The organism is Streptomyces sp. NPDC001904, from assembly GCF_040297005.1.
Lineage (GTDB): Bacteria > Actinomycetota > Actinomycetes > Streptomycetales > Streptomycetaceae > Streptomyces.
The window spans coordinates 493,302-519,740 of the sequence record NZ_JBEOYI010000003.1 but is presented as its reverse complement, the minus strand read 5'-3'; the positions used below and the strand labels follow the sequence as shown (position 1 = coordinate 519,740).

At 69.4% G+C, this 26,439-nt stretch carries 21 protein-coding genes and 2 pseudogenes; 10 read left to right on the top strand and 13 right to left on the bottom strand.

The window, feature by feature from the left end; all coding sequences use genetic code 11:
- Positions 1-114 precede the first annotated feature (114 nt).
- On the bottom strand, positions 115-720 hold the full coding sequence (locus ABT127_RS07085; RefSeq protein WP_351445401.1) for a hypothetical protein: 606 nt from the start codon (positions 718-720) through the stop codon (positions 115-117).
- 268 nt (positions 721-988) lie between these two features.
- On the opposite strand from ABT127_RS07085, the gene ABT127_RS07080 reads away from it, so the two are divergent.
- A complete protein-coding gene (locus tag ABT127_RS07080) occupies positions 989-1,684 on the top strand; it encodes a DUF2238 domain-containing protein (RefSeq protein WP_351445400.1) in 696 nt (231 codons plus the stop codon).
- Between the two features lie 421 nt (positions 1,685-2,105).
- Here the strand turns inward: ABT127_RS07080 and ABT127_RS07075 are convergent, their stop codons facing one another.
- Complete coding sequence (locus tag ABT127_RS07075; protein ID WP_351445398.1) at positions 2,106-3,524, bottom strand: GDSL-type esterase/lipase family protein; 1,419 nt, start codon at positions 3,522-3,524, stop codon at positions 2,106-2,108.
- A gap of 179 nt (positions 3,525-3,703) precedes the next feature.
- Here ABT127_RS07075 and ABT127_RS07070 point away from each other — a divergent pair, with 179 nt between their 5' ends.
- Together ABT127_RS07070 and ABT127_RS07065 are read left to right on the top strand one after the other, a co-directional pair.
- The gene (locus tag ABT127_RS07070; protein WP_351445396.1) at positions 3,704-4,138 is read left to right on the top strand and encodes a DUF6325 family protein; all 435 of its coding nucleotides are present in this window, start codon (positions 3,704-3,706) and stop codon (positions 4,136-4,138) included.
- Between the two features lie 28 nt (positions 4,139-4,166).
- Positions 4,167-4,475: an SHOCT domain-containing protein gene (locus ABT127_RS07065; protein ID WP_351445394.1), complete on the top strand. Its 309-nt coding sequence runs from the start codon at positions 4,167-4,169 to the stop codon at positions 4,473-4,475.
- Between the two features lie 420 nt (positions 4,476-4,895).
- Here ABT127_RS07065 and ABT127_RS07060 read toward each other — a convergent pair whose 3' ends face one another.
- From ABT127_RS07060 to ABT127_RS07030, 7 genes and pseudogenes are all read right to left on the bottom strand, one after another.
- Entirely contained in the window at positions 4,896-6,521 is a 1,626-nt protein-coding gene (locus ABT127_RS07060; protein ID WP_351445392.1) for an AMP-binding protein, read from the bottom strand.
- A gap of 195 nt (positions 6,522-6,716) precedes the next feature.
- The gene (locus ABT127_RS07055; RefSeq protein WP_351445390.1) at positions 6,717-9,044 is read right to left on the bottom strand and encodes a SpoIIE family protein phosphatase; all 2,328 of its coding nucleotides are present in this window, start codon (positions 9,042-9,044) and stop codon (positions 6,717-6,719) included.
- Between the two features lie 200 nt (positions 9,045-9,244).
- On the bottom strand, positions 9,245-9,643 hold the full coding sequence (locus tag ABT127_RS07050; protein WP_351445388.1) for an SHOCT domain-containing protein: 399 nt from the start codon (positions 9,641-9,643) through the stop codon (positions 9,245-9,247).
- 85 nt (positions 9,644-9,728) lie between these two features.
- Positions 9,729-10,115 carry an alkyl sulfatase C-terminal domain-containing protein gene (locus ABT127_RS07045; protein WP_351445386.1) on the bottom strand — a complete coding sequence of 129 codons (387 nt, stop codon included), beginning with the start codon at positions 10,113-10,115 and terminating at the stop codon, positions 9,729-9,731.
- Between the two features lie 37 nt (positions 10,116-10,152).
- Positions 10,153-10,776 carry a hypothetical protein gene (locus tag ABT127_RS07040; protein ID WP_351445384.1) on the bottom strand — a complete coding sequence of 208 codons (624 nt, stop codon included), beginning with the start codon at positions 10,774-10,776 and terminating at the stop codon, positions 10,153-10,155.
- A gap of 115 nt (positions 10,777-10,891) precedes the next feature.
- Positions 10,892-11,029, bottom strand: a pseudogene (locus ABT127_RS07035) (transposase); the annotation flags it as partial.
- Between the two features lie 173 nt (positions 11,030-11,202).
- Entirely contained in the window at positions 11,203-12,237 is a 1,035-nt protein-coding gene (locus ABT127_RS07030; protein ID WP_351445382.1) for a helix-turn-helix transcriptional regulator, read from the bottom strand.
- A gap of 253 nt (positions 12,238-12,490) precedes the next feature.
- Here ABT127_RS07030 and ABT127_RS07025 point away from each other — a divergent pair, with 253 nt between their 5' ends.
- From ABT127_RS07025 to ABT127_RS07005, 5 genes are all read left to right on the top strand, one after another.
- On the top strand, positions 12,491-15,232 hold the full coding sequence (locus ABT127_RS07025) for a M4 family metallopeptidase (protein ID WP_351445380.1): 2,742 nt from the start codon (positions 12,491-12,493) through the stop codon (positions 15,230-15,232).
- Positions 15,233-15,529: 297 nt separating this feature from the next.
- Positions 15,530-16,747 carry a sensor histidine kinase gene (locus ABT127_RS07020; protein WP_351445378.1) on the top strand — a complete coding sequence of 406 codons (1,218 nt, stop codon included), beginning with the start codon at positions 15,530-15,532 and terminating at the stop codon, positions 16,745-16,747.
- An 86-nt stretch (positions 16,748-16,833) separates the two neighbouring features.
- A complete protein-coding gene (locus ABT127_RS07015; RefSeq protein ID WP_351445376.1) occupies positions 16,834-17,514 on the top strand; it encodes a response regulator in 681 nt (226 codons plus the stop codon).
- A gap of 159 nt (positions 17,515-17,673) precedes the next feature.
- Entirely contained in the window at positions 17,674-18,852 is a 1,179-nt protein-coding gene (locus ABT127_RS07010; protein WP_351445374.1) for a UDP-N-acetylglucosamine 2-epimerase, read from the top strand.
- Positions 18,849-19,964 carry a PP2C family protein-serine/threonine phosphatase gene (locus tag ABT127_RS07005; protein WP_351445372.1) on the top strand — a complete coding sequence of 372 codons (1,116 nt, stop codon included), beginning with the start codon at positions 18,849-18,851 and terminating at the stop codon, positions 19,962-19,964. Before ABT127_RS07010 ends, ABT127_RS07005 begins: the two co-directional genes overlap by 4 nt.
- Before the next feature lie 64 nt (positions 19,965-20,028).
- On the opposite strand, the gene ABT127_RS07000 is transcribed toward ABT127_RS07005, so the two are convergent.
- The 3 genes from ABT127_RS07000 to ABT127_RS06990 all read right to left on the bottom strand — a co-directional run bounded on the left by ABT127_RS07000 (position 20,029) and on the right by ABT127_RS06990 (position 24,291).
- Positions 20,029-21,477: a M20/M25/M40 family metallo-hydrolase gene (locus ABT127_RS07000; RefSeq protein WP_351445370.1), complete on the bottom strand. Its 1,449-nt coding sequence runs from the start codon at positions 21,475-21,477 to the stop codon at positions 20,029-20,031.
- Complete coding sequence (locus ABT127_RS06995; protein ID WP_351445368.1) at positions 21,470-22,534, bottom strand: S-methyl thiohydantoin desulfurase domain-containing protein; 1,065 nt, start codon at positions 22,532-22,534, stop codon at positions 21,470-21,472. Before ABT127_RS06995 ends, ABT127_RS07000 begins: the two co-directional genes overlap by 8 nt.
- Positions 22,535-22,641: 107 nt before the next feature.
- The gene (locus ABT127_RS06990) at positions 22,642-24,291 is read right to left on the bottom strand and encodes an OPT/YSL family transporter (RefSeq protein WP_351445367.1); all 1,650 of its coding nucleotides are present in this window, start codon (positions 24,289-24,291) and stop codon (positions 22,642-22,644) included.
- Between the two features lie 247 nt (positions 24,292-24,538).
- Between ABT127_RS06990 and ABT127_RS06985 the strand changes: the two genes are divergently transcribed.
- On the top strand, positions 24,539-25,312 hold the full coding sequence (locus ABT127_RS06985; RefSeq protein ID WP_351445365.1) for an IclR family transcriptional regulator: 774 nt from the start codon (positions 24,539-24,541) through the stop codon (positions 25,310-25,312).
- A 25-nt stretch (positions 25,313-25,337) separates the two neighbouring features.
- Here ABT127_RS06985 and ABT127_RS06980 read toward each other — a convergent pair whose 3' ends face one another.
- Positions 25,338-26,018 carry an AroM family protein gene (locus ABT127_RS06980; RefSeq protein ID WP_351445363.1) on the bottom strand — a complete coding sequence of 227 codons (681 nt, stop codon included), beginning with the start codon at positions 26,016-26,018 and terminating at the stop codon, positions 25,338-25,340.
- Between the two features lie 191 nt (positions 26,019-26,209).
- On the opposite strand from ABT127_RS06980, the pseudogene ABT127_RS06975 reads away from it, so the two are divergent.
- Positions 26,210-26,437, top strand: a pseudogene (locus ABT127_RS06975) (AMP-binding enzyme); the annotation flags it as partial.
- Positions 26,438-26,439: the final 2 nt, after the last annotated feature.

Sequence of the window (26,439 nt, the reverse complement as noted above, 5' to 3'; positions counted from 1 at the left end):
GCCGAAACGCCCGCATAGCTCCGCTATGAGGGCGCTCCGGCGCCTTGCGATCGCACGCACCAGACACCGCGGGGCCCGCCCTCCGGGCGGACGACAGGACTTTCGACACACGCCCTAGGGCCGCAGACCCGCGCGGCGGAGGGTCAGAGTCGACAGGTCGGCAATGACGTCCGGGTCGCCGCGCCGCCACGCGTCCGCCAGGCCGCCGGACGGCTGCGGAAGCGCGGCCAGTGGACGGCGCGGGCCGGTGAGCGCGCGCAGGGCGAGCAGGTCGGCGCCGCCGGGGGAGTCCAGCAGGCGGCGGGTGGAGGCGGAGCGTCGCATCCACAGCAGGCGCGGCACGAGCCAGAGCAGCAGGATGAGGACGGTCGGCAGCACGATCAGCGCGAGCGTCGTCAGATCGGCGATCTGGCCCACGGTGTCCTGCAATGACTGGCCGGCGTCCGAGAGGCTGGTCCCCGCGTCGGCTGCGGACTGCAGAGGCTTCTTGAGCGAGTCGCCCACGAGCGGAACCTTCGACGCCGCGTCACCGGCGTCGTCGAGGTGCGAGGCGAGGCTGTCACCCGCACTTTGTGCCTGCCGGCCGGGTTCGGTCAGCGTCAGGATGGCGTCCCGCACGGCCAGCGCGAACTTCACGGTGAGCACGATCAGGAGCAGTGCGATCAGATCGGCGAAGAGCTGGCGACTGCGGCGCGCTGGGGTCTGGGCGTAGAGACGCATGAACGGTGCTCCTTGTTCCGCACTGGCTCGGACGACGACTGGCTGACGTACCTGTACCCGGAGCGGCGACGCACAGCGCGTGCCTGGACCACTTCTCCGCATACCGCCCCGACGGCGGCACGCGGCGAGCGGGATCAGGCGGTCGATGCCGCCATCACTCATCCCGATCGAGGAGGTACGACGGGGCGGTCTGAGTAGCCGTACTCATGAGGGCGGTCGGGGCTGAGCCCGAGAGTGGTGGCCCGCACCGAAACCTGAGGAGCAGGCGATGACCGCCACCCACCGCGCCCCCGCCCCGACGCCGGCCGTGAGCCTGCTGCCCCATCGCCGTCTGCCGGCTGCCCTCGCCGTCACGGTGACCGTCGCGCTCGTCGTGTCGCGGTTCGGCGCGGCCGATCCGACGACCTGGCTGCTGGAGACGGTATGGGTGATGGCGGGACTGCCGCTGGCGATCCTGCTGCGCCACCGTTTCCCGTTGAGCGGACTGCTGTGCGGGCTGCTCGCGGCGCACGCCCTAGTCCTCATCGTGGGCGGCCACTACACCTACGCGGAGGTGCCCGCAGGGGACTGGGTACGCGACTGGCTCGGATGGAACCGCAACCCCTACGACCGCTTCGGCCACCTCATGCAGGGCTTCGTCCCCGCCGTCCTGGTACGTGAACTCCTCGTCCGTACCTCCCCGTTGCGCGGCAGCCGCTGGCTCGCCCCGCTCACCATCTGCGCCTGTCTGGCCTTCAGCGCCGTCTTCGAGATGCTGGAGTGGCTCGCGGCCGTCACCGGAGGCGACGCCGCCGACGCCTTCCTGGGCACCCAGGGAGACGTCTGGGACACCCAGTGGGACATGTTCTGCGCGCTGATCGGCGCCACCTGCGCCCTGCTGCTCCTGAGCCGCGTCCACGACCGCGCCCTGGCCCGCCCGGGTCTGGGAGGGCCGGCCGCCGCTTCGGAGGGGGCGGGGTCATGAATCTCTTGGCCGCCCTTCCAGCAGGACGAGGACCGCGAGCTTCTGCCCGCCTCCCTCAGGGACGCGTGGCGCGTACCGGCGCGGAGATCGACCGGGCGATCCGGGCTTCCTGAACGAACGGGCGGCGGGCCCATCCCCGGTGCGTGTCACCGGGAACGGTCCCGTCGTCCCGGGGAGAATGAGCCTTTTCCCATCAGATGGCTTCTCATGTGGCGAGCGCCGGTCGACGATGCCGCCCGGCGGGGACACCTCCCCTTGGGCGGACGTGTCCCGTACCGCGTGTGCCTATGTGCCTGGTCCGGAGCCCAGCCGAGGGCAGCGAGATCGAAGGAAGGCGTGTGAACACGCCGGGTCACACCAGTCGCGACTGAGGATGACGACTTGTCAGCCTGCTGCTCCCGAGAGCCACTGCGACCGAATTTCAGTCGACAGGTGCCTTCGTTGCCGGGTCGATTCCGTCGAGCACGGGGTAGGGGCGTGGGTAGGGGGCACCCAGTCCGTGCGTGGCGGCCAGCTGGTCGGCGAACGCGGCGGCAATGCGTACTTCGCCGTTCGGATTGGGGTGGGTGCCGTCCCAGGTGTGCTCGGCGGCCCGGAACTCGGCCGCTGTCTCGGCGACGCAGGCATGGTGCTCGGCGGCCACCGCGCGCAGCTGTCGGTTCGTGGCCTCGACCAATGCGGCGAACTCCGGTTCGTCCAGGGCCTTGCGTGTTTCCAGGACCGTTCCGATGACGACCTTCAGATCCGGTGCGGGCCGCCGGGCGTTGTCGAGGAACTCGTGCAAGTTGGCCGCGAACTGCTCCGGCTGGACGCCGTACCAGAAGAGATCGTTGATGCCGAGCAGCACCAGCAGGTACTCCGGTTCGTACTCGGCGACCTTCTCCTCGATGACGTCCTTCTCCTGGACGTAGGGGCGGCCCCACTGGGCGTCGTGGTCGCGATCGAACTCAGGATCGGCGTAGGTGACGTCGTCGTCCCCGACCTCGGCCGTCCGGATGTTGTCGAGGGTGTCCTTCGGGCCGACAAGGTCGATGCTCAGTCCGTGGTTCTTCAGGTGTTTCCAGAAGAAGTAGCGCCACGTCCAGTCACCGCTGCTGCCATGGCTGATCGAGTCGCCGACGATCATGATGGGGATGTCGCCCTCGGGCGGCTTCTTCACTGTGCCTCGCTCGGTTGTGTCTGGGGTGATTGTCGGTTGCAGGGTCGGGTTCGGGGTTCTGCGCCAGCCGTCGCCCGGCACGAGGTGGCGCACGATCCGCGCGGGCACGCCCGCGACAACGCAGTGGTCGGGGAAGACCCCGCGCACCACGGCGCCCGCGGCCACCACGACGTTGCGGCCGAGCCGGGCGCCGGGCAGCACGACAGTGCCGGTGCCGAGCCAGCATCCGTCCCCGATGAATACGGGCGCCTCGACCGGGTCCTGCCGTCCGATGGGGCGGTCAGGGTCCGCGTAACCGTGGTTCTGATCCGTGACGTACACGTAGGGGGCCAGGAACACGTCGTCGCCGATCTCGACGGATCGGTGGGCCACGACGTGACTGCCCCGCCCGATCGAGCAACCGGTGCCGATCCGCACCACGAGTCGGCCTCCCAGGTCCTGCCCGGGGCCGTAACCCGCACAGATGCTTACTTGGGCGCCGACCAGCGTGTGGGCGCCGATCGCGATCGCCTGCTCGCCGAAGACAGCCCCGGGAGGGAACGCCAGGCATACTCCCTCCCCGAGCCTTGCGAAGCGGTGACGCCCCGGATATTGCGTGCAGACCGGCCCGTACCGCTCGGCGAACGCCCAAGCGCGGCGTACGACGGCGCTGGCGAGACGGTGCAGCAGCGGGACCGGCATGCAAGGTGCCTTCCCGCCATGCGCGAGGCGGGAAGCGCACATGTGCCTCCGGGCCGCCCAATTCACCCGGATGAGCGTCCTGGCGCCTGTGGAGGGCGCACGGAATGCGGAGGGAAACCTCTGAAGAGATACTCGCACCACCGTCACCCGCAGTGATCCGCGAGGGAAGGTGGGACCTTGTGACTCAGGAACTCGATGCCGTCGGGCCGGTGGACGTCGCCGTGATCGGCTTCGAAGGCAGCCGCTTCAACGGCGAGATCGTCCCGGCGCTGAGGGACGTCCAGGAGAACGGAACGGTCCGCGTCCTGGACATCACCTTCGTCCGCAAGGACGAGGACGGCTCGACCGCCGTCGTCGAGCTGACCGACCCGGAGGTGGCCGAGGAGTTCGGGCGGATGGCCGACGTCCAGTTCGACCTCCTCAGCGACGCGGACCTGCGCACCATCGCGGACGGTCTGCCTGCCGGTTCATCGGCCGCAGTCGTCGTGTGGGAGAACTCCTGGGCCGCACGGCTCGGAGCGGCGATCCGGGCCTCCAACGGTGAGGTCCTGATGCTGGAACGCATCCCTCGGGACACGGTCGAGGCCGCTGTCACCGCTCTCGTCGCCGACTGAACCGTTCAGACCGCGAAGGAACAAGCTCATGCCTCAACGTTTCGGACGACCCGGCCTGCTGGGAACCATGGCACGCACCGCGGTGATCTCAGGAACGGCCAGCGCCGTCTCGGGCCGAGTCAACCGTCGACTCGCCGAGCGGGACGCACAGCGGCAGGCGCCGGCCTATGAGGCAGCGCAGTACCAAGCCTCAGCCGCACCACCGCCGGCCCCCGCTCCTGCCGGGAACGGCCAGGACCGGGTCGGCCAGCTGACCGCTCTGGCGGACCTGCGGGCCCAAGGGCTGCTGACCGATGAGGAGTTCGCCCGGGAGAAGGCACGGATCCTGGGCTCCTGAACCCCGGCCCCACCTGACGTGCCGAGCGGCTGGACGCGCGGGAACGGAGCGGCATGTCTCTGCTGTGGGCCCTCGTCGCCCTTGCGGCGTTCCGGTGCGGGGCAGCGCTGACCCTGCTGTGGCACTGGTACGTGGGGCCCCGCACTGGCACCCAGGGCATGCCCATCGTGGCAGCAGCCTGCGGTACCGTCGCCTCGCTGTACGTGCTGACCATCGCTTTCCTGATCGTCAGCGCCAGCTCCAGCCTCGGTGACGCGCGAGCGGAGGCCGAGGCAGAAGCGGGTGCCCTCCGCACCCCTACGCGCATGGGATGCGTAATTCCCCGGACAGCTTCCGGGCCACCTCGTCGAGTGGCTCCGTGACGCGGCGTGTGACCGGCGGCCGCCCCGGCCGGGCCAGGGCGGCCATGTCACGTGGCAGTCAGCGCAGCCGATCAGCGGTGACGGTCGCTGCGCGGCGGAGTTTCTTCTTGTCGGGCTTGCCCGCGTCCGTGAGGGGCAGTGCGTCGGCGAAGTCGATGTGGTCGGGGACGTACATCTCGCCGCGTGCGTCGCGGACCGTCTGCTTCAGTTCCTTCTCGGTCACGATCGTGCCGGGAGCGAGCACGACGGTGGCGTGGATGTGTTCGTACCCGCCGTCGCCCTTGACGCCGTAGACGGCTGAACTGCGCACGGCGGGGTGAGTGTTGAGGAAGTCCTCCAGTTCGGTGGTGTACACATGGCCGCCGACCACGGCGATCATGTCCTTGATCCTGTCGACCACGCTCAGGTATCCGCGCTCGTCGAGTCTGCCCAGGTCGCCGGTGTGCACCCAGCCGTTGCGCAGGACCTCGGCGGTCAGCTCGGGGTTCTTCCAGTAGCCCTCGAACATCCCGTCGGAACGGACGCAGATCTCTCCCACCCGGCCCACGGGCAGTGCGTAGCCGTCAGCGTCGCGTATCTCGATGTCGACTCCCGGTACGGGCCGGCCGGCGGTGCGCAGGATGTCCGGGCGGTCAGGGTCGTGTTCGGCGGCGGGAAGGAAGCTGACGGCGCCGGCCTCGAACTGCCCGTAGCCCTGCTGCAGCACCCGGCCGAACCGGCGCACCGCCTCGGCGATGCGGACCGGGGAGCAGGGTGTGCCGCCGTAGGTGATCTGCTGAAGGCTGGAGGTGTCGGTGGACTCGGCGGCGGGGTGGTCGAGGACTTGGTAGAGCAACGGAGGCAGCAGCATCATGTTCGTGATGCGCTCCCGGGCGATCGTGGCGAGGACGTCGGCCGGTTCGAAGCTGTAGTGCAGGACGACCGTTCCGCCTGCCGACAAGGTGCCGTCCGCGATGAATCCGGCCGCGTGAGACAACGGCGAACACACGAGATCCCGACGGCCCGTGCCGCTGAACAACCGCTGTGTCTGCACCACACCGTGCTGCATTCTGCCGAAGGTGCTGCGCACTCCCTTGGGGTGACCGGTGGTCCCTCCGGAGTGGCGTATGAAGCAAAGGCCATCCGGTTCCGCGACGCTCGGGACCGCCGCGTCCGACTGCCCCGTGGCCAGCTCCAGGAGGTCCTCGCCGAGACCGGCCGCGGTGCGCCCGTTCGAGCCGTCCTCGCGGCCGAGCGTCAGTACCTGGTCGATGGGCGTTACGGCCTTGAGCAGGTCCGCCGCGCGGTCTGCGAGCCGAGGGTCGACGACGAACGCGTACGTCTCGACGTCGGACATCATCTGCGCCTGCACGTCGGTTCCCAGCCGGCTGTACAGGTGGTTGAAATGGGCGCCCAGCAGGTTCACGGCGTAGCGCACCGCGATGGTCTCGGGCAGGTTCCCGCACAGCATCGTCACGGTCTTGCCGCGCTCCACGCCCCGCTCCCGCAGCGCGCGGGCCAGCCGGTACACCAGGGAGCGGAACTCGTCCGCCCCCATCCGGTGTTCCCCACGGGTCCCGCTGACGAGCACGTCGTGGCCGGGAGCGTCGGACAGACCGGCAAGGATGATCTCGACGTAGTTGCGGAACTCCGGATGCGGATCCGGCGTGGCATCGGTCAGCGGGCCGAGAGCGGGGACGTTCACAGCGGGTGTCCTCCAGGAAGAGAGTCGACCGTGGCGGTACGTTCTCCGCGTCCTCGTCGCTTTTCGCGAGAGCAGCCGACCGGTCCGCCACGGGTACGGGCGTTTCCATGATCACCATGAGGTGTGGTGGGGACCAGAGCGCGTTCAAGCCCTTGGGCAGCTCCTCGGCTTCGCCTTTGAGGCCCGGCCGGTTCTCTATGCGGAACGGCCTGCCTGCCGAGCGCCGGGCGGTTGAGGGTTGGCGCGGGTGACGGTGATGAGAGCGATGTCGTCGCCAAGGCGGTGCGTCCACTGCTCGACATCACTCACCAACTGGCGCAGGAGATCCCCCATGGAGCTGTGGGGGAGGGCAGGAAGGCGCTCGGCCAGCGGGTAGAAGACGCCGGAGGCATCGCGGGCTTCACTGAGTCCGTCGGTGTAGAGCAGCAGGACCGTGCCGGCGGGAATGGGTACGGCCGTGGCCTGCGTGCTCGGTAAGCCGAGTACTCCCAGGCCCAGAGGCAACGCCGTCGGCAGTTCGATGTCCTGAACGCGGCGGTCCGCACCGAAGGTGGCCGGGGCGAGATGGCCGCAGTTCAGCATCCAGACATGCGGTTCGCCTTCGCGGTACTCCAGCAGCAGTGCGGTGGCGAAGAGTTCGGCGTCATCGCGAGCCAGAGCGGCACGTGCCAGATGGCGGTCCAGGCGCGCAGCGAGCTCACTCAGCTGGACCGTCTCGTGGGCCTGGCTTCGGAAACACCCGAGGACGTCCGCGACGGTCTGCACGGCACCCAGGCCCTTCCCGCGCACGTCACCGATGAGGATCCGGGTACCGAAATCCGTGCTCGCCACGTCGTAGAAGTCCCCTCCTACGCCGACACCTGCGGTCGCCGGACGATACAACCCGCCGAGTTCCAGGCCGCCTACCTGCGCAGGCAACGGACGCAGTACTGCCTCCTGGAGCGCCGTCGCCGCCGCCACGGACCGGGCCAGCTGTGCACGCTGCCGGCCACGGGCCCACACCATCAGCCCGGTGATGGAGCCGACGAGCAGATACGCGGCGATGGCCCACGGACGCCTGGCGTCGACGTCGTCACTCAAGGCCACGACGAGCAAGTACTGAGCGGCCGCGGCACCCGCAACCGCCAAGGCGACCACCGAGCGGCCCAGCACGACAGAAGCGAGCACCAGAACACTGACCGTCATCCACAGCAGGTCGTCGAAACTGGCACCTTCGGCAGCTTGCGCGAGAGCCGATTCATAGGGGATTCCGGTGACTGCCGCGCCTCCGAGTACCACCGAAGCCGGGTACACCGCAGCTACCTTGCCTCTCGCACGCGAGGGCAGACCGGCGAGGAACCGAGTGGAGTAGGGGATCTGCGCCAGTGCGACCCCGAATCCGGCCAAGGCTGTCAGCAGCGCTGCGAGGGCGGTGACTCCTCCACCGTGTCCGTGGGCGAGCGCGGACAGCAGAGCAGTACTTACTGCCGCGAGGGTCAGCCCCAGTGTGGCACTGACACGCGCTCTGACGGCATGCTTCGCTCCGTACGCGCCCGCGGCGACGAACCCGATCCCGAAACCGGCCCACGCGACCAGGCTCTCGTCCTGCCCCATGCCCCGCTCGGCCAGGAGCACGAGGAGCACCGTCGCCAGCGCGGACTGCGCGAACCCCCACGCACCACCGGCCATCAGGACGGCACCCACGTCACCCCAGCCCTCGGGTGCAGCTCCGGATTTCGCCCGCCAGGGCCTACCCCGCCAGGGAAGTACGGGAAGACACATGAGTCCCAGCACGGCCAGTGTGGCCACCAGCAGGACCAGAATCTCGAAGTCCTGCCAGTAGCGCAGAGGGTTCGCCTGCAGGACCCCGCCGAGAACGATCACCACCACCGAGCCGGGCCAGAAGAGAGGTAGCGGCTGGGCCGGTCTGGCCGCCGGCGCCACCGGCAGCAGACGCGCAGCAGGCAGGACCAGACTGACCGAGGCGAGAGGCAGCACGGCTTCCACCGCACGCCAGCCCCCGACCGAGTCAGCGATCAGCGCCAGTACGACGGCCGCGACCAGCGCTGCGGCGAGCATGGCGAACACGGCCCCTACGGCGTAGCTCAGCCGTCCCGTCAGATTCACGGCCGGCACGGCTGCCAGGAATCCGGCCACCGCTCCCATGACCCCGGCACTCTCCAGCACCAGCCCCGCTTGATAGGACCACGCGTCCCAGGCAGCGACGACAAGGAGCCCGCCCGCGGCAGAAAGGAACAATGACCAGACGACCAGGCACCGCGCCCCAAGCCGATCCGCAGCCCAGCCGGCGCTGAAGACTCCTGCGAGCGAGGCGCACACGACCAGCACCTGGGCCCAGCCACGAGCGCCGTCGCCCATGCCGAGATCAGCGCCCGCACGTACCAGGGTGGCGTTGTGCAAAGTAGGTCCGAGGACTGCCAGTGCCAGTCCAGCCGCGATCAGCAGCCGCCGTGGCGGCGCCCCCCAACTTCCGCCGCCCGCACGCGCCATATCCGTCTCAGCCGATCTCACGTTGGAGATCATGGACCACGACAGGCGGCGCCGAGGGGATTGACCTTCCCGGGGCGGAACCATTCAGCTCCGGGAAACGCGTGACCTTTCCCTGCGGCTACGGCTGCGGCGCGATTTGCAGCCGCAGCCAGTGAGGCTCACCACGTGATCTGCGGGTCCTGACACCATGACGTCCATCGCGCCGACCCTGAGAAGGTGAACGGTGCTCGCACTCAGGCGAGCAGCTTCGTCTTGGCCCGGTCGAACTCCTCGTCGGTCAGCGCGCCGCTCCGGTGCAGGTCGGCGAGCCGAGAGAGTTCGTCGGTACCGGAGGACTGTGCGGTTCCCTCTGCTGCTGTCTTGCGGATGTAGTCCTGGAAGGCGGACTCCCTCTCCCTGGCCTGCTTGGCGTCACGCCGTCCCATCCCGCGTCCGCGCACGATGACGTAGACGAAGACGCCCAGAAAGGGGAGCACGAGGCAGAAGATCATCCACCCCGCCTTCCCCCAGCCGCTCAACTCGTCGTCACGGAAGACGTCCGTGATGACCCGGAAGAGCAGGAAGAACCACATGATCCATAGAAAGAAGAACAGCATCGTGAGGAAGAGATCCAGAAGCGGATAGTCGTCCATGACTTCCCTCTTTCCAGCCGTCGTGGATGGTGTGTGAAGTATCACCTATCTCAATATTTGTTGCATTGCGGGCAATTCATATCGCTCACGGTAGCTCGGGAATGCCCTCCCGGCCAGGACACCTGAACGGCCGACCTCGCCTCGCCGGCTCCGTCTTCTGAGGAGCGGCTGTATGGCTGAGCGCCCGGTTGACCAGGCGCAGCCGGTAGCGCTCGTCCACGTCGGTGAGGTGGACGTCGACGGTGAGGTTCTTGTCCCACGCCAAGGGTCCGTCGACCTGGATGGAAAGGGCGTCGAAGAGCGTCGTGGGAGTGAGGTGAGCGGCGATGTCGGCCGATGCCGTGACAGTGGGGGTGCCGAACCGGCCCTCGCGCAGTTCGGTGGTGCCGGAGAGGTAGAAGGTGCGCCAGGTGCCGTTCTCCGCGTGCGTAGCCGAGCTGTTCGAGGGTGCCGGCGAGCAGTTCGCGGGCACCGCATGGTCGGGCTGGGCACCGCCGTCGGCTCGTGGATCAATCCGGCTGACCGCTGTCAGAGGCGGGGTCACGTGTACTGGGCCGCCGAAGTCGCGGCATGCGGTCCACCTCCCTGTCACCCAGCTGCGAGCCGGGGAGCTTGGCGATCGCGTCGAGGACGTTGAGGGACCATATGTCGCGTTGCTCGCGGCACTGCGCGAGCGCCTCCTGCATCACGGTAAAGCGACGCGGTTCCAATCCTCCTGGGAGCACGGCGGCGTAGAGAGTCAACTGCGATGCTTTGAACAGAGTCCGAAACACATTGGTGCTGCCGATCTGATAGTTACCCGCTCGGACCGGCACGCCCAAGTGGATCAATTCGGCCTGTTGGGCGCGCAACTGGTTCGACAGCTCGCTGTACTTCTCGTCGAATCGCTCTGGATCGAATCGGCTGAGCTGCAAGTCGTAGTGAGCACGATCAAGCAGGTCGATCAGGACGTCGACGGTCGTCCGCGCAGCGACGTAGCGCGCGAGCTGGGCTTCAGCTCGATCCTCGTCTCGTGCGGCCTGGTCGCCGCGCTGACGTCTTCGCTCCGCCATCACCGGTGCGAAGTACGTGCCGGCGACACCGGCGAGCACTCCGATCATCGTGAACGCCGCGGTTACTACGGTGCTGTCCATCCGAGCGTGGAGTGGATGGCGACCAGCCAGTCGCCATCGACCCGTGTCTGTGCCATGGCCGGCAGGCGCTCGAAGGTGCCGTCGGCGGCCCAGCGGGCAAGCCGTGAGCGGTCTGCCACGGCCCGAACCGCTCGGGCGGATCCCTCCACGGCAGGCCGGTGCGGAACTTGAACACGATGCCTTTCAGCATCTGGCGGTGATCCCGCCACCGGCCACGAGCCCGGCCCGCAAGCGGCAGCACTGGTTCGAAATCTCTCCACCTCTCACGACCGAACCAACGATCAGATGATCGGAAGGCACTCCCTGGTTCCGGGCGAACGGCTGCGCTCGCCCCTCCACGACCGGTCGCATCAGTGAGGTCGACGAAGAGCGTCGCCCTCTACCCGGATGCGCCCGCGGGCCGATGTGACCGGCGGGGCGAAGCAGTCAAGTTCTGTCCGCCGTGGGAGTCTCCACCGTCAGCCAGCCTCGGCGCAGGGCCTGCACACCGGCCTGGAAGCGCGTCTCTGCCTCCAGAGTCAGCATGAGGCGCGAGATGCGGCGGCGCACTGTGTGGACATGGACGCCGAGGCGGCGGGCGATCGCTTCGTCCTTGAGGCCCGAGGAGAGCAGTGTCAGTACCTCGCGGTCCTCTTCCGTGATCTCGGCGTCGGATACGGCTCCGATCGGCACGGCACGCTCCCACAGCGCGTCGAACAGCGGCACCAGGGCGTTGCCCAGGAGTGAGTCGCTGACCACCAGTGCAGAGGCGGTCGGATCGGCCGCGTCGGTGGGTGGGAGCAGGGTGATGCGCCGGTCGACCGTGATCAGCTTGGTGGGGAGATCGGTACCCACCCGGATCTGAACGCCCTGCTCGGACAGCTCGTTGAGGCCGCGGGCCCGGCCCGGGAAGCTCAGCCCTTCCCGGTCGACGACCACGCGCACGCGTGCCCCGCGCCGTACCGGAGCGGCGACGTCCAGCGGTGTCGGCATGCCGTCGGGCTGACTGGAGGCGTAGGGCGGGCGGTCGATCAGGGCCACTTCCTCGCGCGCCGACACCACCAGGGCGGCAACGCGCTCGGCGATGGCGAGCCCGCCGCGCACGGTCTCGATGCCGATCGTTCGGGGGTTCTGCACCGTGCTGAGAAGGCGCGCGGAGATCCGGTCGACCGAACCGGTCAGTTCCTCCAAATCTGCTGATCTGCGCATCAGTTGGGCTCGGTGTCGATGGAGGAGGCTGCGCAGCGCGGTAGCTGGAGGTATGGGATGCGGCAGGCCGGGACCGTCGGCGGGCCGGGTGAAGCCGTGGCCGGCGAGCTGGTCGAGAGCGGCCGTGACGCGGCGTGTGGTCAGCCCGAGTGTTCGGCCGAGCGCACTACGGGACTGGTGTGGAGGCAGCGTCAACAAAGCTTCGTAGACCTGGAGTTCGTCGGCTTTGAGACCGAGAGCCTCCCACTGCGCATCGACTTCGGTCAGAGCCACGGCGCCGATTCTCACCTGGATGTGCAGGCCACACAAGTGGCCACGTACACAAGTGAGCACCGGAAACGCATTGTTCCCAGGTCTGCTCCGGCCTTTCCATGTCCGCATTCGATTCCGTCCATCCGCCCATACAGCGAAGGGATCAGTCGTGCGGACTCCAGCGCGCAGAAACAGAGCAGACAGGCCGGGTGGCATAGCCGTCGGCCAGGGAGTGGCGGCTGTACTCGCCGCGGCCGGGCTGCTCGTCGCCGGTATGACAGCTGCCCACGCGGACACCACACCGGCGGCAGCCTTGTCCACCACGGCGGGAGACGAGACCGACACCCCGTCACTGGTGACCGGGCTCGACGAGGACGCTCCTGCTGCCGGCAGCGCCGCCGACGCCGCCCGCGGACACCTCAAGGCCAAGAAGGGCCGCTATCACATCGCCGACACGTCGGCGAAGGACCTGTCGACGGTCTCCACCGACAGCCGGGGCGGCAAGGAGACCGTCCGCCTCCAGCAGAAGTACAAGGGTGTCGACGTCCTCGGCGGCCAGTACGTGGTCCGCATGACAAAGAAGGGCGGCAAGCGCACCGTCACCGGCACCTCCGGGAACTATTTCACCAAGCTGCAACTCGACACGGTCACCCCGAAGGTCTCGGAGAAGACCGCCGTCCAGCGCGCGATCGGCGCCGTCACCACGCAACTGGGCGGTGCCCCGCTGCGCGCCCCGGCCAAGGGGGAGAAGCCCGACAGCACACCCCTGCGCGGCAAGGCCGTGGCTGTGACGATCCTGCCGCAGGGCACGGGCGTCCTGACCCGCCACATCACCGTCACGGGCACCGACCCGGCGGACGGCACGGCCGTCGAGCAGGAGGTGTACATCGACGCCCACTCCGGCTTCCCGGTCATGCAGTACAGCGGCATCCAGACGTTCGGCTCGACCGACGCTTCCGCCGGCGTCACGGGCAAGACCGCGGCGGCCCCGGACGACGCCGCTCCGACGGCCGCACCGCCGTTCGTCGTCAAGGGCTCCGGCGTCCGCTACAACGGCCAGAAGGTCGACCTCAACCTGTACAAGGGCACCGACGGCACCTACCAGATGTACGACTACGGCTTCCGGGACGCCGCCAAGCCGTACGTCGGCCCCCTGTTGCAGACCTGGGACGCCAACGGAGCCGACGTCTCCACTGCTTCCGGCGCCTGGCCGGCCGCCGCCAAGATCGTCAAATCGGACACTCCGGACCTCGGCGCGGACTACACCGACTCAGGTGTGGTCGACGCCCATTGGGCCGCCAACAAGGTGTACTCGTACTACAAGAACCACTTCGGCCGTCAGGGACTCGACGGCAAGGACGGGTTCATGTACTCGATCGTCGGTGTCACCGCGAACGGTCAGTCGTACGACAACGCCTTCTGGGACGGCGCCAAGATGGTGTACGGAAAGGGCGGCGGCGACTTCCGCACCTTCTCCGCGGACACCGACGTCGTCGGCCACGAGATGACGCACGCCGTCACCCAGCACACGGCGAACCTCGTCTACGCGGGCCAGTCCGGCGCGATGAACGAGGCGATCTCGGACTACTTCGGCAACGCCATCGACCTGGAGGCCAACGGGCAGTCGATGGACGACCCGGACTCGGGTCTCCTCGGCGAGGACCTGTGCACCACCCTCAGCCCGCGTGAGTGTGCCCTGCGCGACCTGAACGACGGTCACACCACGGCCAAGGACTTCATCGGCGTCAGCTACCGCGGTGACAACGGCGGCGTGCACCTCAACTCGACCATCTTCTCCGGCGCCCTGTGGGACATGCGCCAGGGCCTCGGCGGTGACTTCGCCGACCAGATCGTCTATCGCGCCCTGTCCGCGTACATGACGCCCCTGGACGGATTCACCGAGGGCCGCGCCGCGGTCATCGCCGCCGCGACCGAGCTGGGCGCCACCAAGGCCCAGCTGAAGGTCGTCAAGCGCTCCTTCGACGCCCACGGCATCGCACCGGGCTGGGAGAAGGCGCTCGGCGTGGACACCGACACGATCCTGGCCAAGGACAACGTGTCCGGTACCGGCGTCGCCGCGGGCGGCGGCAAGTACGCCGTGTCGCGCTCCAACGAGGAAGGCAGCGAGCCGTACTCGGTGTGGGCCGGCAACACCAGTGGCAAGGGCACCCCGCAGCAGCTGAGCCCGAACAACGGCAACTACAACGTCTACGCCGCTACGGACGGCAAGAACGTGGCGTGGGCCGAGTACGCGTACGACGCGGTGCGGATACACGTCCGCCCGATCGGCGGCGGCCTCGACAAGACCGTCGACGCGATCGGCACCGATGTCACGTCCGTCAAGATCGACGGGGACATCGTCGTGTACACCTACGTGAACCCGAGGACCGGGTTCGAGCAGGCCCGCTACGTCGACATCAAGACCGGCGACGTCAAGGACCTCGCGCCCAATCCGGTCACCGTCACGGCGCTGACCTCGGTGCACGACGGCAAGATCGCCTACGCGAAGCTGTGGGGCGAGTCCGACGGCTACAAGCTGGGTGTCGAGGTCTATGACACCGCCACCGGAAAGACGCAGCTGATGCCGGTCGACAAGAACGCCGTCATCGGCATCGGCCAGACCGCCTTCACCGATGACGGCGTCTTCTGGGTCGAGGACGGCGACGGCACCGACTCCGGCCAGGCCGCCGTGATGCGCGCCGACACGGACGGTACCCATCGCACCACCATCGTCCCGGAGGCCGGCGCGGGCGCACTGTACGCGTACCAACTGACGGCTTCCGACGACGCGGTAACCGTCCTGACGCTGCCGCCGGCCACGTCGTGGGACAACGCCACGCTTCCGAAGCTGTACCAGGTCGCACCCGACGGCAAGGGCGGCGCGCAGCGCGTCTCCTGCAATCGCGGCGACCAGGTCTACCCGGCGGCCGACGAGGGCCAACGCGTTCTGTGGCTCGACGGCACCACCGGATACACCAACCTCGTGAAGCGGGACCGCCCTGCCGGCTCGTGCTGAAGGAACTGAACCGACACTCCCGTGAACGCGGCGGCCGGACTCCTGAGGGGGAGCCCGGCCGCCGGCGCTCACGCACGCCCTTGAGACCAGAGTGCTGACCGTTGACAACGTAGGGTGCTGGATGGTGCGCAGAGACAGCTCGGTCCGTTCCGTTACCTCACCGATCTGCATGTGCTCGCCTCGCGCTGTCGCCGGGGCTATGAGGGCGCCAGCCATCTCCACCTGATCGGGTAGATGACGCGCCGCGTGCACGTGAGCCTCGACCGCGGCGGGCGCGCGGCGGGGCATGGTGAGGCCATGGTCGAACCACGGGGCGATCTGCTGCCCGCCGATGCCCGGCAGTACGCCCGCTGGTCCCGGGTGGGGCGTGTCCTCGGGAGCCGGACCGGCGACTGGATCGCGATCGGTGTCGTCTTCGTGCTGAGTCTCCCCCGGGTGCTGATCCGTCCGGACGATCCTTGGAACCCGGGGTTCAACTGGCCGCTCGCCGTCGCCCTGCTCGGGACGCTCTCCCTGCTGGTCCGCCGCCGTTGGCCGGAGGTGCCGGCGATCGCGGGTCTGGTCGTCCTTGCGTTGACCTCGGACGACGCGTTGTTGCGCTTCGGCGTCTACGCGATGGGGCGCTACCGTCCGCTGCGTTACGCGTCCTGGGCCGCGATGCTCGTCGTCGTGATCCGCCTCTGTGTCGTCGTGTTCGTCGTTGACCAGCACTTGAGCACACCGGTCTGGCAGCTCATGGTGCTCACCTTGAGGTACTCGTTGATGAGTGTGCTGGGCCCGGCCTCGGCCGGGGCCGTCGTCCGCACGTTCCGGGTCGGTGAGCTGCTGTCGGCGTTCCGAGCACGTCTCGACCGCGAGGACGCCGTGCGCAGGGGCGAGGAGGCGGCGGCGGACCGGGCGGAACGGGCCCGTCGGCAGATCGCGCGGGACGCGCACGACCATGTCGGTCATCAAGTGACGCTGATGGTCCTCCAGGCGAATCTCCTGGTCGCCAAGGCACCGGACGAGGCGACCCGGACCGCCGCGGAGGAACTGGTGGGGAGGGGGCAAAAGGCCATCCACGAGCTGCACAGCATGGTGAAGACGCTCAAGGAGCCCGACGAGAAGCCATCCTCACCTCCCGACGTGCGGCGCATCGAGCGGCTCGTCGACGACGCCCGGCGAAGTGGCGCCGACGTCCGCCTCGACCAGCACGGCTTCGAGAGCCGGCTGCTGGCGCCCGCCGTGGCTGAGTACTGCTTCCGGGTGGCCCAGGAGGGGCTGACGAATGCCGTCAAGCATGCGCCCGGCGCCACCGTTCTGGTCATCGTGGCAAGCGACGAGACCCTCGTGCACGTCAGCGTGCGCAACACCGCCCCCACTCGGGCGCCGGGCGCCCACGCGCGGGGCGGCGGCAGCGGCCTGAAGGATCTGGCAGAGATGGCGGCCCGGCTCGGCGGCGAGCTGGTGGGGCGTCCGACACCGGATCAAGGCTTCGAAGTGCGATCGACGGTCCCCCTGGTGACGCCTGTGTGAGACACCCGTACGCCTGGGATACGACATGCGCGCTCTTCCGCATCCGGAGACGATGAAGAGTGACGCCTAGGTGACAGGAAGAGACCATGCCGGTCAACGTGCTTCTGGTGGACGATGAGCCGCTGGTCAGGGCCGGAATCAAGGCGCTCCTCGACACCTCTGAGGAGATCCGGGTGATCGGCGAGGCGAGCGACGGCGCCGAGGCTGTCCAGCTGGCGGTGCGGCTTCGCCCCGACGTGGTCGTGATGGACGTGAACATGCCCAAGGTCTCCGGGATCGCCGCCACCCGCCGTCTGCAGGACCTTTCGCCCCGCCCCCGCGTTCTGATGCTGACGGCACTCGGTGACCAGGAGAAGGTGGCTGAGGCCTTCCGGGCCGGGGCGGACGGGTTCTCTCTCAAGAGCGCGCGCATCGGTGAGCTGATCCGTTCGGTGCTCACCGTCGCCCAGGGTGACCCCGTGGTTCCGCCGGAGATCATGCGGTTGATGATCGAGCGGACGGTGGGACGGGACACCCCGGAGGTGGCCGAGGCCCGCAGGCGGGTGGACCGGCTCGGTGGCCGGGAACAGCAGGTGCTCGCGCTTCTGGGCAGCGGTGCGAACAACGCCTGTATCGCGGCGACGCTGTTCATGGCAGAAGGCACGGTCAAGGGCTATGTGTCGCGGGTGCTGGCCGAGCTCAGGGTGGACAACAGGACCCAGGCCGCGCTGCTGGCTCACCAGATCGGGCTCACGCCTGAGGGGACGGAGCGGCGGCCGACGGTGTGAGCACACCGCCTGTCGCCACCTGCGCGGGAGGACGGTCCCGGACTTTCGTTGGGTTGCTTCAGACATAAGTGTCTGTAATGGGGCATTCGGGTCCTGCATTCTCATTCACGGAGCGCCAGTGCCACGCGCTCGATTCGGAAGTCCGTGGAGGAGAAGAACATGCCCAGCAGCATCTCTCGTGAGCCGCGTCCGTCGTCCCTGTCACGCCTCGACGGCCGTGTCGCCTTCGTCGCGGGCGACCGGTCCGACATCGCCCGGCTCACTCCGGTGATGCACCGGCTCGGCGACACCGCTGCGCTGCTGCACCTGCCGCGCGACACCTTCAGCGACGCGAGCCCCGATGCATCCCTGGGCCATCATCGGGGCCGGCTCGGCGCTGCCTTCCACGTACACCGTCCTGCCGCGGTCGTCGTCACGGGCGCCGGCGCCCGTGCCGCCGCAGGAGCGCTGGCCGCGCACGACGCCGGCATCCCTGTCATCCACATCGGCGCCGGAGTGCACGGCAGCGAATTGGACGAGGCTGCGCACCAGCGGCGCGCCCAGATCGACCGGGTCGCCGATGCCCTGTGCGTCACGACTCCCGAGGACGTCACCCAGCTCATCGACGAGGGTTGCGATCCCGGTCGGATCACGCTCATCGTTTGTTCGGTGCGGGAATCCGTCGTCCGTCATCTGCCGTCGCCCGCACGCAGCGCCGAGCTCATCGACGCCCTCGGCCTGTACCGGGACAGCTTCGTACTGGCCGCCCTCGACAATCTCGGGACGACAGAACATCCACCGCTGCTGAGCACCGTGCTCAGCGCACTCGGTGACGCCCAGGACAGCGGATACCAGGTCGTCCTTCCTCTGTGCCGAAGGACCAGAACCACGATCGCCCGTCACGGGCTCGAGCCACTGCTGACCAGACTGCGCGTCGTCGACGACGCGGACAGGCCGTCCTTCCTGGCCATGGCACATCACGCGGCCCTCGTGGTGACCGACTCGGCCACCGTCCATGAGGCTGTGTCGATCCTCGGGCGTTCGCTTCTGGGCATCCACACGGCCCCGGCGACGGCGGAATCCTGGGGGCCGCGGGCCCAGCTGACCACTCCCCACGACCTGGCCGCAGCCGTCCGCCGCCGACTTGGCGCACCGGCTGGGCACGCGGACCGACCGGCCGACGCAGGGGAGCCGTCCGGTGGCGAGTGCGCCTCGGCCCGTATCGCCGAGACCGTGAGGGCGGTGGCAGCACTCGATGACGAGGAACAGCCGCACGGAACCCCCTCTCCCGGCCCCGACGCGTGCCCGCTCCATCCATATCCGCCGCGAGCCGTGATCGACGCTCTCATCAGCGCGTGAGCCCGCAGCAGGCGCTCGGCGGGACGCGTCGCCGTCTGCGGTCCGGACACGCGGGATGGCTCCCCGCCATCCTGCTGGTCGCCGCGGTTCTCTCCAACCTGCCGTTTCACGAGGCCACTTCCGCAGGCCCGCTGGCCGCGATGTCCTGTGTGGCGGCAGGCGCGACCCTTTCGCTCCGCAGCGCATCGCTGCTCACCGCGCTCGCGCTCACTGCGGACGCTCTGCTGGCCGCGAAACACGGGTTCACCCGCCTCAGGCCGCTCGACATCGAGGCCGGTGTGCCTCTGGGCGGCATGATCGGGCTGTATCTCAACCGGATGCTCGCCCGGCACCGGCGGCGCATGCACGCGGTCAGCGCCGTGGCCGAGGAGGCCCAACGGGCCATCCTGCCCACGCCCCCCAAGCACGTGGGCCAGCTGTCCCTCGCCGTCCGTTACCGGGCCGCGCAACGTGAGGCGCACATCGGCGGCGACGTGTACGCGGTCCAGCAGACCCGGTTCGGCACCCGATTGCTGATCGGAGACGTGCGCGGCAAGGGCATGGGCGCCGTGTGCACCGCATCCGTGGTGATCGGCGCTTTCAGGGAAGCCGCCCACGAGGCGCTCTCACTGCCGCAACTCGCGGAGCGCGTGGAGCACTCCCTGCTGAGGGAAGCCGCGCATGCCGACGCTGAATGCCACCTGGAAGGATTCACGACAGCCCTGCTCGGTGAGATCACACCGGACGGCACGACCCTGCGGCTCCTCAACCGTGGTCATCCCGCTCCGTATCTCCTGTACGGCGACAGGGCCCGCGCCCTGGAACCCTCCGAGCCCGACCTCCCTCTCGGGATGGGCGCGCTGAACGGTCGGCGCACCGTCCCGGATGCGCACCCGCTGCCCCAAGGAGCCGTTCTGCTGCTGATCACCGACGGTGTCACCGAAGCCCGCGACGCCAACGGCGACTTCTATGATCCGGCCGAACGCCTGATGGGGCGCGGCCACTGGAACGATCCGGACACCGCCATCGATCTCCTGATGACCGACGTGCAGAGGTGGTCCGCCGGCCGCACACGCGACGACACCGCTGTCCTCGCGGTATGCCGGACGGCCACCGCTCCCTCCGCTGGCTGAACCGCCGACTCAGAGGTTCCCGTGCCGGAGCGACCTGATCCGGCGATCCACGCCGCAGCAGACGCTACGCAAGCGCGTGCGCGTTCAAGGCGAGGGCCAGACATGCCGTCAGCCGGCGGGCGTAGGGGACGTGGAGCGACTCGTTCGGACCGTGCGCGTTCGCGCCGGGGCCCAGCACGCCGCACGCCAGGAACTGGGAGTGCGGGAACTGCCGGGCCAGCTTCCCCATCAGCGGGATCGTGCCGCCCTGCCCGATGTGGGCGACGTCCGCCCCGTCGAAGCAGGCGCGGCTCGCGGCCGACAAGGCCTCCTCCAACCACGGCTGCACGGCCGGGGCGTGCCAGCCGTCGGCGAGGACACGGTCCGGTGTGAACCGCACCGACGTCCCGTACGGCGGGTCCGCTTCCAGTACGCGGGCGAGCTCGGTCAGAGCCGCCGCGCTGTCCACCAGCGGGGGCAGTCGCAGGGACAACTTGACCCGGGTGTACGGGCGCAGCACGTTGCCCGCCGAGTCGACCGGCGGCAGTCCGTCCGCACCGGTGACCTCCAGGGCGGGGCGCCAGGCCCGGTTCAGGAGCAGCTCCTGCGGGTCGTCGGTCACCGGGGACGCGTCGGCGTGCCAGGCGAAGCGTCGCGTCACCTGATCGCCGAGGAGCCGTGCCGCGTCGCGTACTTGGTGCCGCCGCTGCTCGGGCACTTCGCAGTGGAGCGCCTGAAGACGCAGTGCACCGGTCGCGCTGTCCTCGACGCGGTCGAGCAGACGGCGCAGCACCCGGAACGTCGACGGGACCACGCCGCCCGCGTCGCCGGAGTGTGCCCCCTCGTCCAGGACCCGTACCTCGAGTGTGCCGCCGCAGGCCCCACGCAGGGACGTGACCAGCCACAGCCGTTCGTAGTCGCCCGCGCCCGAGTCCAGGCACAGCACCAGGCCGACCGTGCCGATGCGCGGGGCGAGTTCGGCGAACCAGTGGTCCAGGTCCGGGCTGCCCGACTCCTCGCCCGTCTCGAACACGCCGACGCAGCGCGGCCGGGCCGCGCCCTGCGCCGCCAGCGCGCGCAGGGCGGTCACGGCGGCGGGCAGCGCGTACCCGTCGTCGGCGCCGCCACGGCCGTACAGGCGTGTGCCGTCGAAGGCCGGCTCCCACGCCGAGCGGCCCTCGGTCCAGCCGTCACCCTCCGGCTGCTTGTCGAGATGCCCGTAGAACAGGACCGTCTCGTCCTGTTCGGCTCCCGTGCCGGGTGCCTCGAAGAAGACGAGCGGGGTGCGGCCGGGTGCACGCAGCACCTCCACGCGCAGACCCGGCAGGTCGTCCACTGCGCGCAGCCACGCTGCCGCCGATTCGGCGACCGTGTCGAGCAGACCGCGGGCCTCCCACTCGGCGTCGTACGCCGGACTGACCGCCGGGACGCGGATGTGTTCCTCGATCAGGGGGAGCAGCTCGGTGTCCCACTGGCTGTCGCAGAAGTCCTGTACGAGGTCGGGGCGGGCGATGGCGGGGGAGTGGTCAGGCATCGGCGAGGACCTTCGCGGCCGGGGCGAAGGCGATGCCCAGCATGTCCTCCAGCTGCGTGTACTGCTCGGGCATGTACATCGTGGGTGACAGGAGAAGGTTCGCGGCTGGGGTGACCAGGACGCTGACCTCCTTGCCGACGGCGACGTCCGCGGAGGCGAGCGGCTGCCCGGTCCCGTCGAACGTCGTGATCAGGTCGGGGAACGAGGCCCGGCGTTCGCCGCCCAGGTCCAGCGCCATGTACTCGTTGACGAAGTGCAGGGTCGTGCCGGCCGTGTCGTCGAGGACGGCGATGCCGACGTCCAGGCCCTCGCGCTGCTCGCAGCGGTACTCGCGCACCGTGCCGGTCACGGCTATCTCGCCGCCGAGGTGCTCGGCCGCGCCGGCCGGGCCGTCGGCCAGGAAGCGGCGGCCCAGCTCGATGGCGAAGGTGATGGCGCCCGGGGCGCCGTTCGCCACGGCGTAGCCGACCTCTACGGGGTTGCGGGCGACGCCGACCCAGCCGCCCGAGTCGATGGAGGCGCGACGGACGACGTTCGACGTGCCCGTGAGGCGGCCGGTGACGGAGCCTTCCACGTACGTGTACGGCTTGCCGCCCGCGTAGCCCTGGTGGGAGCGGTAGCCGTCGCGCTGGTGCAGGCCCATCGCGCCCATGGTGCTGGTGGGGTGAGCGCGTCCGTTGCAGGCGAGGTCGATGACGGGCAGGCCGGTCATCGCCGAGTGGAACCAGCCGTTGATCGTGGTCTCGGCGCCGTTCTCGTTCGTGTGGAGCGCGGCGAGCGGGCGCGGCAGGTCACGGCGCAGCAGTTCCAGGGCGCGCAGCAGGTGCGTGGGCAGGACCTGCGGGTCCGGCGCCGCGGGGGCGCCGACCAGGGCGACGGTCGCGGTCAGCTCGTCGGGGCCGAACTCGTCGGCGGTCCACAGCTCCGGCGTGCCGACCTGGAGGGCGAGTTCGGCGGTGCGCAGGCCCCGTTCGACGAAGCCGCCGCCGCCTCCGCCGAGAATGGCTCCGCCGTAGACCGCGGCCTTGATGTCTTCGGGGGTCAACTGTCGCTTCATGGGGGCTCCTTGGAGTGGTGCGGGTGGTGCGGGTGGTGCCTGTCGTGCGAGTGGTGCGTGGTGCGGCATCCGCTGGGCTGCCATTTCGCTGTGGACCGCGGGGCCGCCTATTTGGCGGCGGTGAAAACGCCGTTGCCGAACGAGTAGAGGGCGTCGCCCGCGATGGCGCCGCCGGCGAAGATCTCAAGGTTGTCCTTGGCCTTCCGACCCAGGAGGCGGGGCGCGAGCACGCGGACGGCGAGACCCGCGACGACCATCCATCCGGCCATCGGGGTGGTGATCAGGAGGCCGGTGGCGAGCATGATGCCGAGCTGTCGCTTCGGGCCGCCGACGAGCTGGATCAGCGCTCCGGGGATCGCCCACAGCGCCAGGTGCTTCGCGGTCTCCACGGACGGGCCCGCCTTGATGGCAGCGACGTACGCGGCGTCGATCGGCGCGGTCTTCCCGTTGTCGAAGAACATCTGGTACGAGACGAGGACGACGACGATGGCGACCACGAAGCCGATCATCGCCGCGATCAACTGCTCGCGACGGCCCTCCAGTTCGAAGACGGGGTCGGCGTTCTCGCCGCGCAGCAGATAGCCGGCCTTGAGGTCGTACCCCATGTCGGCGAAAGCCGGGCCGGTGGCCGCGGTGAAGCCGGACAGGACGACGAGCGCCTCGGGCGGGAAGCCGATGAGAATGCCGATCAGCAGCGTGATCAGGGCGATCGCGAAGGCCGGGAACCAGCCGGAGTGCATGGATGCGATGCCGACAAGCAGCTCGTGCAGGAACGCGGCGATCGTCGCGTAGACGATGAACCCGACCAGCATGCCCGCGCTCATGTGCGTGGCGGCCCCGGTGCCGAGCGCGAGCAGGACGGAGATGACGAGGTAGGCGCCGAAACCGATCCGCATCGACGAGCCGAGGCGACGGGCGCTCTCCTGAGCCACAGAGGTGGAGGTGGAAGCGGGCGCGGACGTGTTCGGGACGGTGCCGCGGCGGGCCGCGAGGATCGAACGGCCGACCTGAGCCAGGGCGACCAGACCCGCGCCGATCATCATGCCGTGCGGCAGGTACATGGCGTTCAGGTCGAGGCCGAACAGCGGCCCCGCGTAACTGATGATCAGCAGGCCCGCGCCGAACGCGGCCATCGCGGCGAGGCCGCCGATCAGGGCGACACCGAACGCGGACATCGGCAGCGCGAACACGGCCCCGACCAGCCCCGTGACCAGACCGAGCCCAAGCACTCTGGCGCGGCTGCCGCCCTCGTCGCCCGCCTTGATGGCCTCCGCGGCGGCCAGGCCCGGAGGCCAGGGGTTGCTCGCCGGGAAGGCCGGGGTGTCGTACATCCGGTACAGCAGCCAGGCATCGACCAGCATCGCGGCGGAGACGCCGATCAGCATCGGGACGATCATGTCGTCGAAGCCGAACAGGAACGGGATGCCGATCGGCAGGAACAGGCTGTTTGCCGCGCCGAAGGTGGCCGAGGAGATGCTCGTCTGCGCCAGGTTCTGGGCGTGCACGGAGCGGAACCTGCGGAAGGCCACGAGCGGGATGCGGGCCAGCGTCATCGCGGCCAGCGCACCCACCAGCGACGTACTGGGAGTGACACCGAGGGTGGCCATCAGCTGCACGCCGACGATGGCCCCGAACACGCTGAGCACCAGGGTGAGAGCCAGGTTGCCGGGGGCGAGGGCTCGGGGATGGCGCGGGGCGCCCGCGCCCTCTGGACCCCGGATGTCGGGCGAATCCGACTGCGCGGCGTCGGTGCTCATGGACGGTGCTCCTGACGGACGAACGAGCGGCGCCTTCTTCAGCACCTACCTTTGTTCTAGAATCTGGAACCAGATCCTAATATCTGGATCATCCACAAGGGGCGGGGCGGCCGTCAAGGCCCCTCGGGGTGTTCTCACGATGTGAACCGTCCGGAGCCGGTGCGTCGGCCTGCGAGAAGGCGGGTGGGGACGGACCCTCGAAGACGCATACGATCGGACCCGGAACCGACGGGGAGGTCAGAACACGGTGAGCACACTCGCCAACGCACGGGACGTGCTGCGCCTGATGGCGCACCTGCAGCGCGATGTCACCGTGACCGACGTCGCAGCCGAACTCGGGCTGCCCAAGAGTTCGGTGTCGCGGACGCTGAGCATGATGGCCGAGTACGGCTTCCTCGACCGCGACCCGGCGACCCGCGCCTATCGCCCCGGCGGCCTGATCATGGAAGCCTCGTACCACTTCCGAGCCTCGCGCGGCACCGTGTCGCTCCTGGAGGAGGAGGCCGCCCGGCTCGTCGCCGACACCGGCTACACCGGATACGTGGACGTCCTCGACGGCACCGAGTCGCTCGTCCTGCACATGCGCATCGGTGCGGCCGGCGCCCTGCAGGCGTACACCCCCGCAGGTACCCGGGCTCCGCTCTACGCCACCTCGATGGGCCGCGGGCTGCTCGCCCGCCTCGACGACGAGCAGGTCATGCGACTCGTCGACGCCCGCCTGGAACACTCCACCGGAACGGCCCCCACCACCCGCAAGGAACTCCTCGCCACCCTCGCCCGGGTCCGCGTCGACGGCTGGGACCTCTCCCGCGGCGAGTGGGTGCCCAACGTCGGCGGCATCTCGGCCGCCGTCCTGGACAGCGATACGGGGCAGATCTTCGGGATCGGAATCGCCCTGCCCGCACCGGACTTGACCGAAGAGGCGGCCACCCGGCTGGGCAGGGCCGTGCGGGACGCGGCCCTGCGTGTCGGCAAGCGGGTCGGCGACCCCTACTGGCTGCGCTTCGTCGACGGCGGCTGAGGGCTGAACATCACGCCCGGCCCCTCTATGTCAGCAGGGGGCCCGTCAGCGCCCCGGTGATCCCGCTCGACGTGAGGACGGGCACGGCGACACCGCCCTCACGCAGCGCCTTCCGGTGCCGGTCCGCGTAGCCCATGCAGTCCAGGACGAGCGCACGCGCCCCGTGCTCGACGAGCTTCTTCGCCGCCGTCAGCAGCTCCGCGTCATCGTCGGCGTAGGGGGACGCCGTGGCGAACTCGGGCGGAGGGCTGACGCCCTGCCACTTGTCGCGGGCCGCCGGAACCTGTTCGGGCAGCGGCACGATCACGCCCACGGGCAGGCCGCGCAGGACGGCGCTCACGTACGACGTCACCAGGACGTCCGGCTCGATGAGCAGGGCTCGCTGCGACCGCAGCGAGGGGAAGTCCCCGGTGCACAGCAGCACGATCGCGTCGACTCCCTCGCTGTCCAGGGTGTCGATGCTCTCCTGTAGTGCCTCCTGCATGGCGGCTTCGTCGAGCGTGACAACGTCTCCGCTGGTCAGACGCGTGATCAGGGTCGGCCGACCCGAGGCGACAGCGAACCGGTCGGCGATTTCCGTCCGGCCGAGTCCGTCGAGGGCCCCGGCGTGCCGCACGGCTGAGCTCTCGGGCAGGGCCCTCTCGATCGCCTCGGAGATGTCGTGGCGCGGTGCTTGACCGATGGTCAGGAATCCAACGTTCCGCATGTGGTGTGAACCCTTCGCTGTTCGCGACGTTGAAGTCTCATGTTCTGCACGTTAGTTCTAAAATATAGAACCCCGACCCGTCGGGAGAACCTGATGCACCTCAGTGCCCTGCTACACCTGCTTTCCTGTTCGCCGCGCGGAGGTCGCCCGCCAACTGCGCCACTGCGGGGCGAGGCTGGCCGTCGTGGACGCTCGTCGGCCGCCCGCACCCGCAGTGGGGCGAGACCGTGGTGGCGGTCGTGGTGCCCCGCGCCGGAGCGAACCTCGACCTCGACGGCGTACGGGACTGGCTGGAGCCGCGCATCGCCCGCTACAAGATGCCGCGCGAACTGGTGCTGCGGGACGCGCTGCCGCGCACCCCGTCCGGGAAGGTCACCAAGCACGTCCTGCGTGCCGCGCTCGCGGAGGCGCCCGCGTAAGG

Coding starts and splice junctions, on each gene's coding strand:
- ABT127_RS07085 (WP_351445401.1), bottom strand. CDS start 720: ATGCGTCTCTACGCCCAGACCCCAGCGCGCCGCAGTCGCCAGCTCTTC.
- ABT127_RS07080 (WP_351445400.1), top strand. CDS start 989: ATGACCGCCACCCACCGCGCCCCCGCCCCGACGCCGGCCGTGAGCCTG.
- ABT127_RS07075 (WP_351445398.1), bottom strand. CDS start 3,524: ATGCCGGTCCCGCTGCTGCACCGTCTCGCCAGCGCCGTCGTACGCCGC.
- ABT127_RS07065 (WP_351445394.1), top strand. CDS start 4,167: ATGCCTCAACGTTTCGGACGACCCGGCCTGCTGGGAACCATGGCACGC.
- ABT127_RS07055 (WP_351445390.1), bottom strand. CDS start 9,044: ATGATCTCCAACGTGAGATCGGCTGAGACGGATATGGCGCGTGCGGGC.
- ABT127_RS07050 (WP_351445388.1), bottom strand. CDS start 9,643: ATGGACGACTATCCGCTTCTGGATCTCTTCCTCACGATGCTGTTCTTC.
- ABT127_RS07040 (WP_351445384.1), bottom strand. CDS start 10,776: ATGGACAGCACCGTAGTAACCGCGGCGTTCACGATGATCGGAGTGCTC.
- ABT127_RS07025 (WP_351445380.1), top strand. CDS start 12,491: ATGACAGCTGCCCACGCGGACACCACACCGGCGGCAGCCTTGTCCACC.
- ABT127_RS07020 (WP_351445378.1), top strand. CDS start 15,530: ATGGTCGAACCACGGGGCGATCTGCTGCCCGCCGATGCCCGGCAGTAC.
- ABT127_RS07015 (WP_351445376.1), top strand. CDS start 16,834: ATGCCGGTCAACGTGCTTCTGGTGGACGATGAGCCGCTGGTCAGGGCC.
- ABT127_RS07010 (WP_351445374.1), top strand. CDS start 17,674: ATGCCCAGCAGCATCTCTCGTGAGCCGCGTCCGTCGTCCCTGTCACGC.
- ABT127_RS07000 (WP_351445370.1), bottom strand. CDS start 21,477: ATGCCTGACCACTCCCCCGCCATCGCCCGCCCCGACCTCGTACAGGAC.
- ABT127_RS06995 (WP_351445368.1), bottom strand. CDS start 22,534: ATGAAGCGACAGTTGACCCCCGAAGACATCAAGGCCGCGGTCTACGGC.
- ABT127_RS06990 (WP_351445367.1), bottom strand. CDS start 24,291: ATGAGCACCGACGCCGCGCAGTCGGATTCGCCCGACATCCGGGGTCCA.
- ABT127_RS06980 (WP_351445363.1), bottom strand. CDS start 26,018: ATGCGGAACGTTGGATTCCTGACCATCGGTCAAGCACCGCGCCACGAC.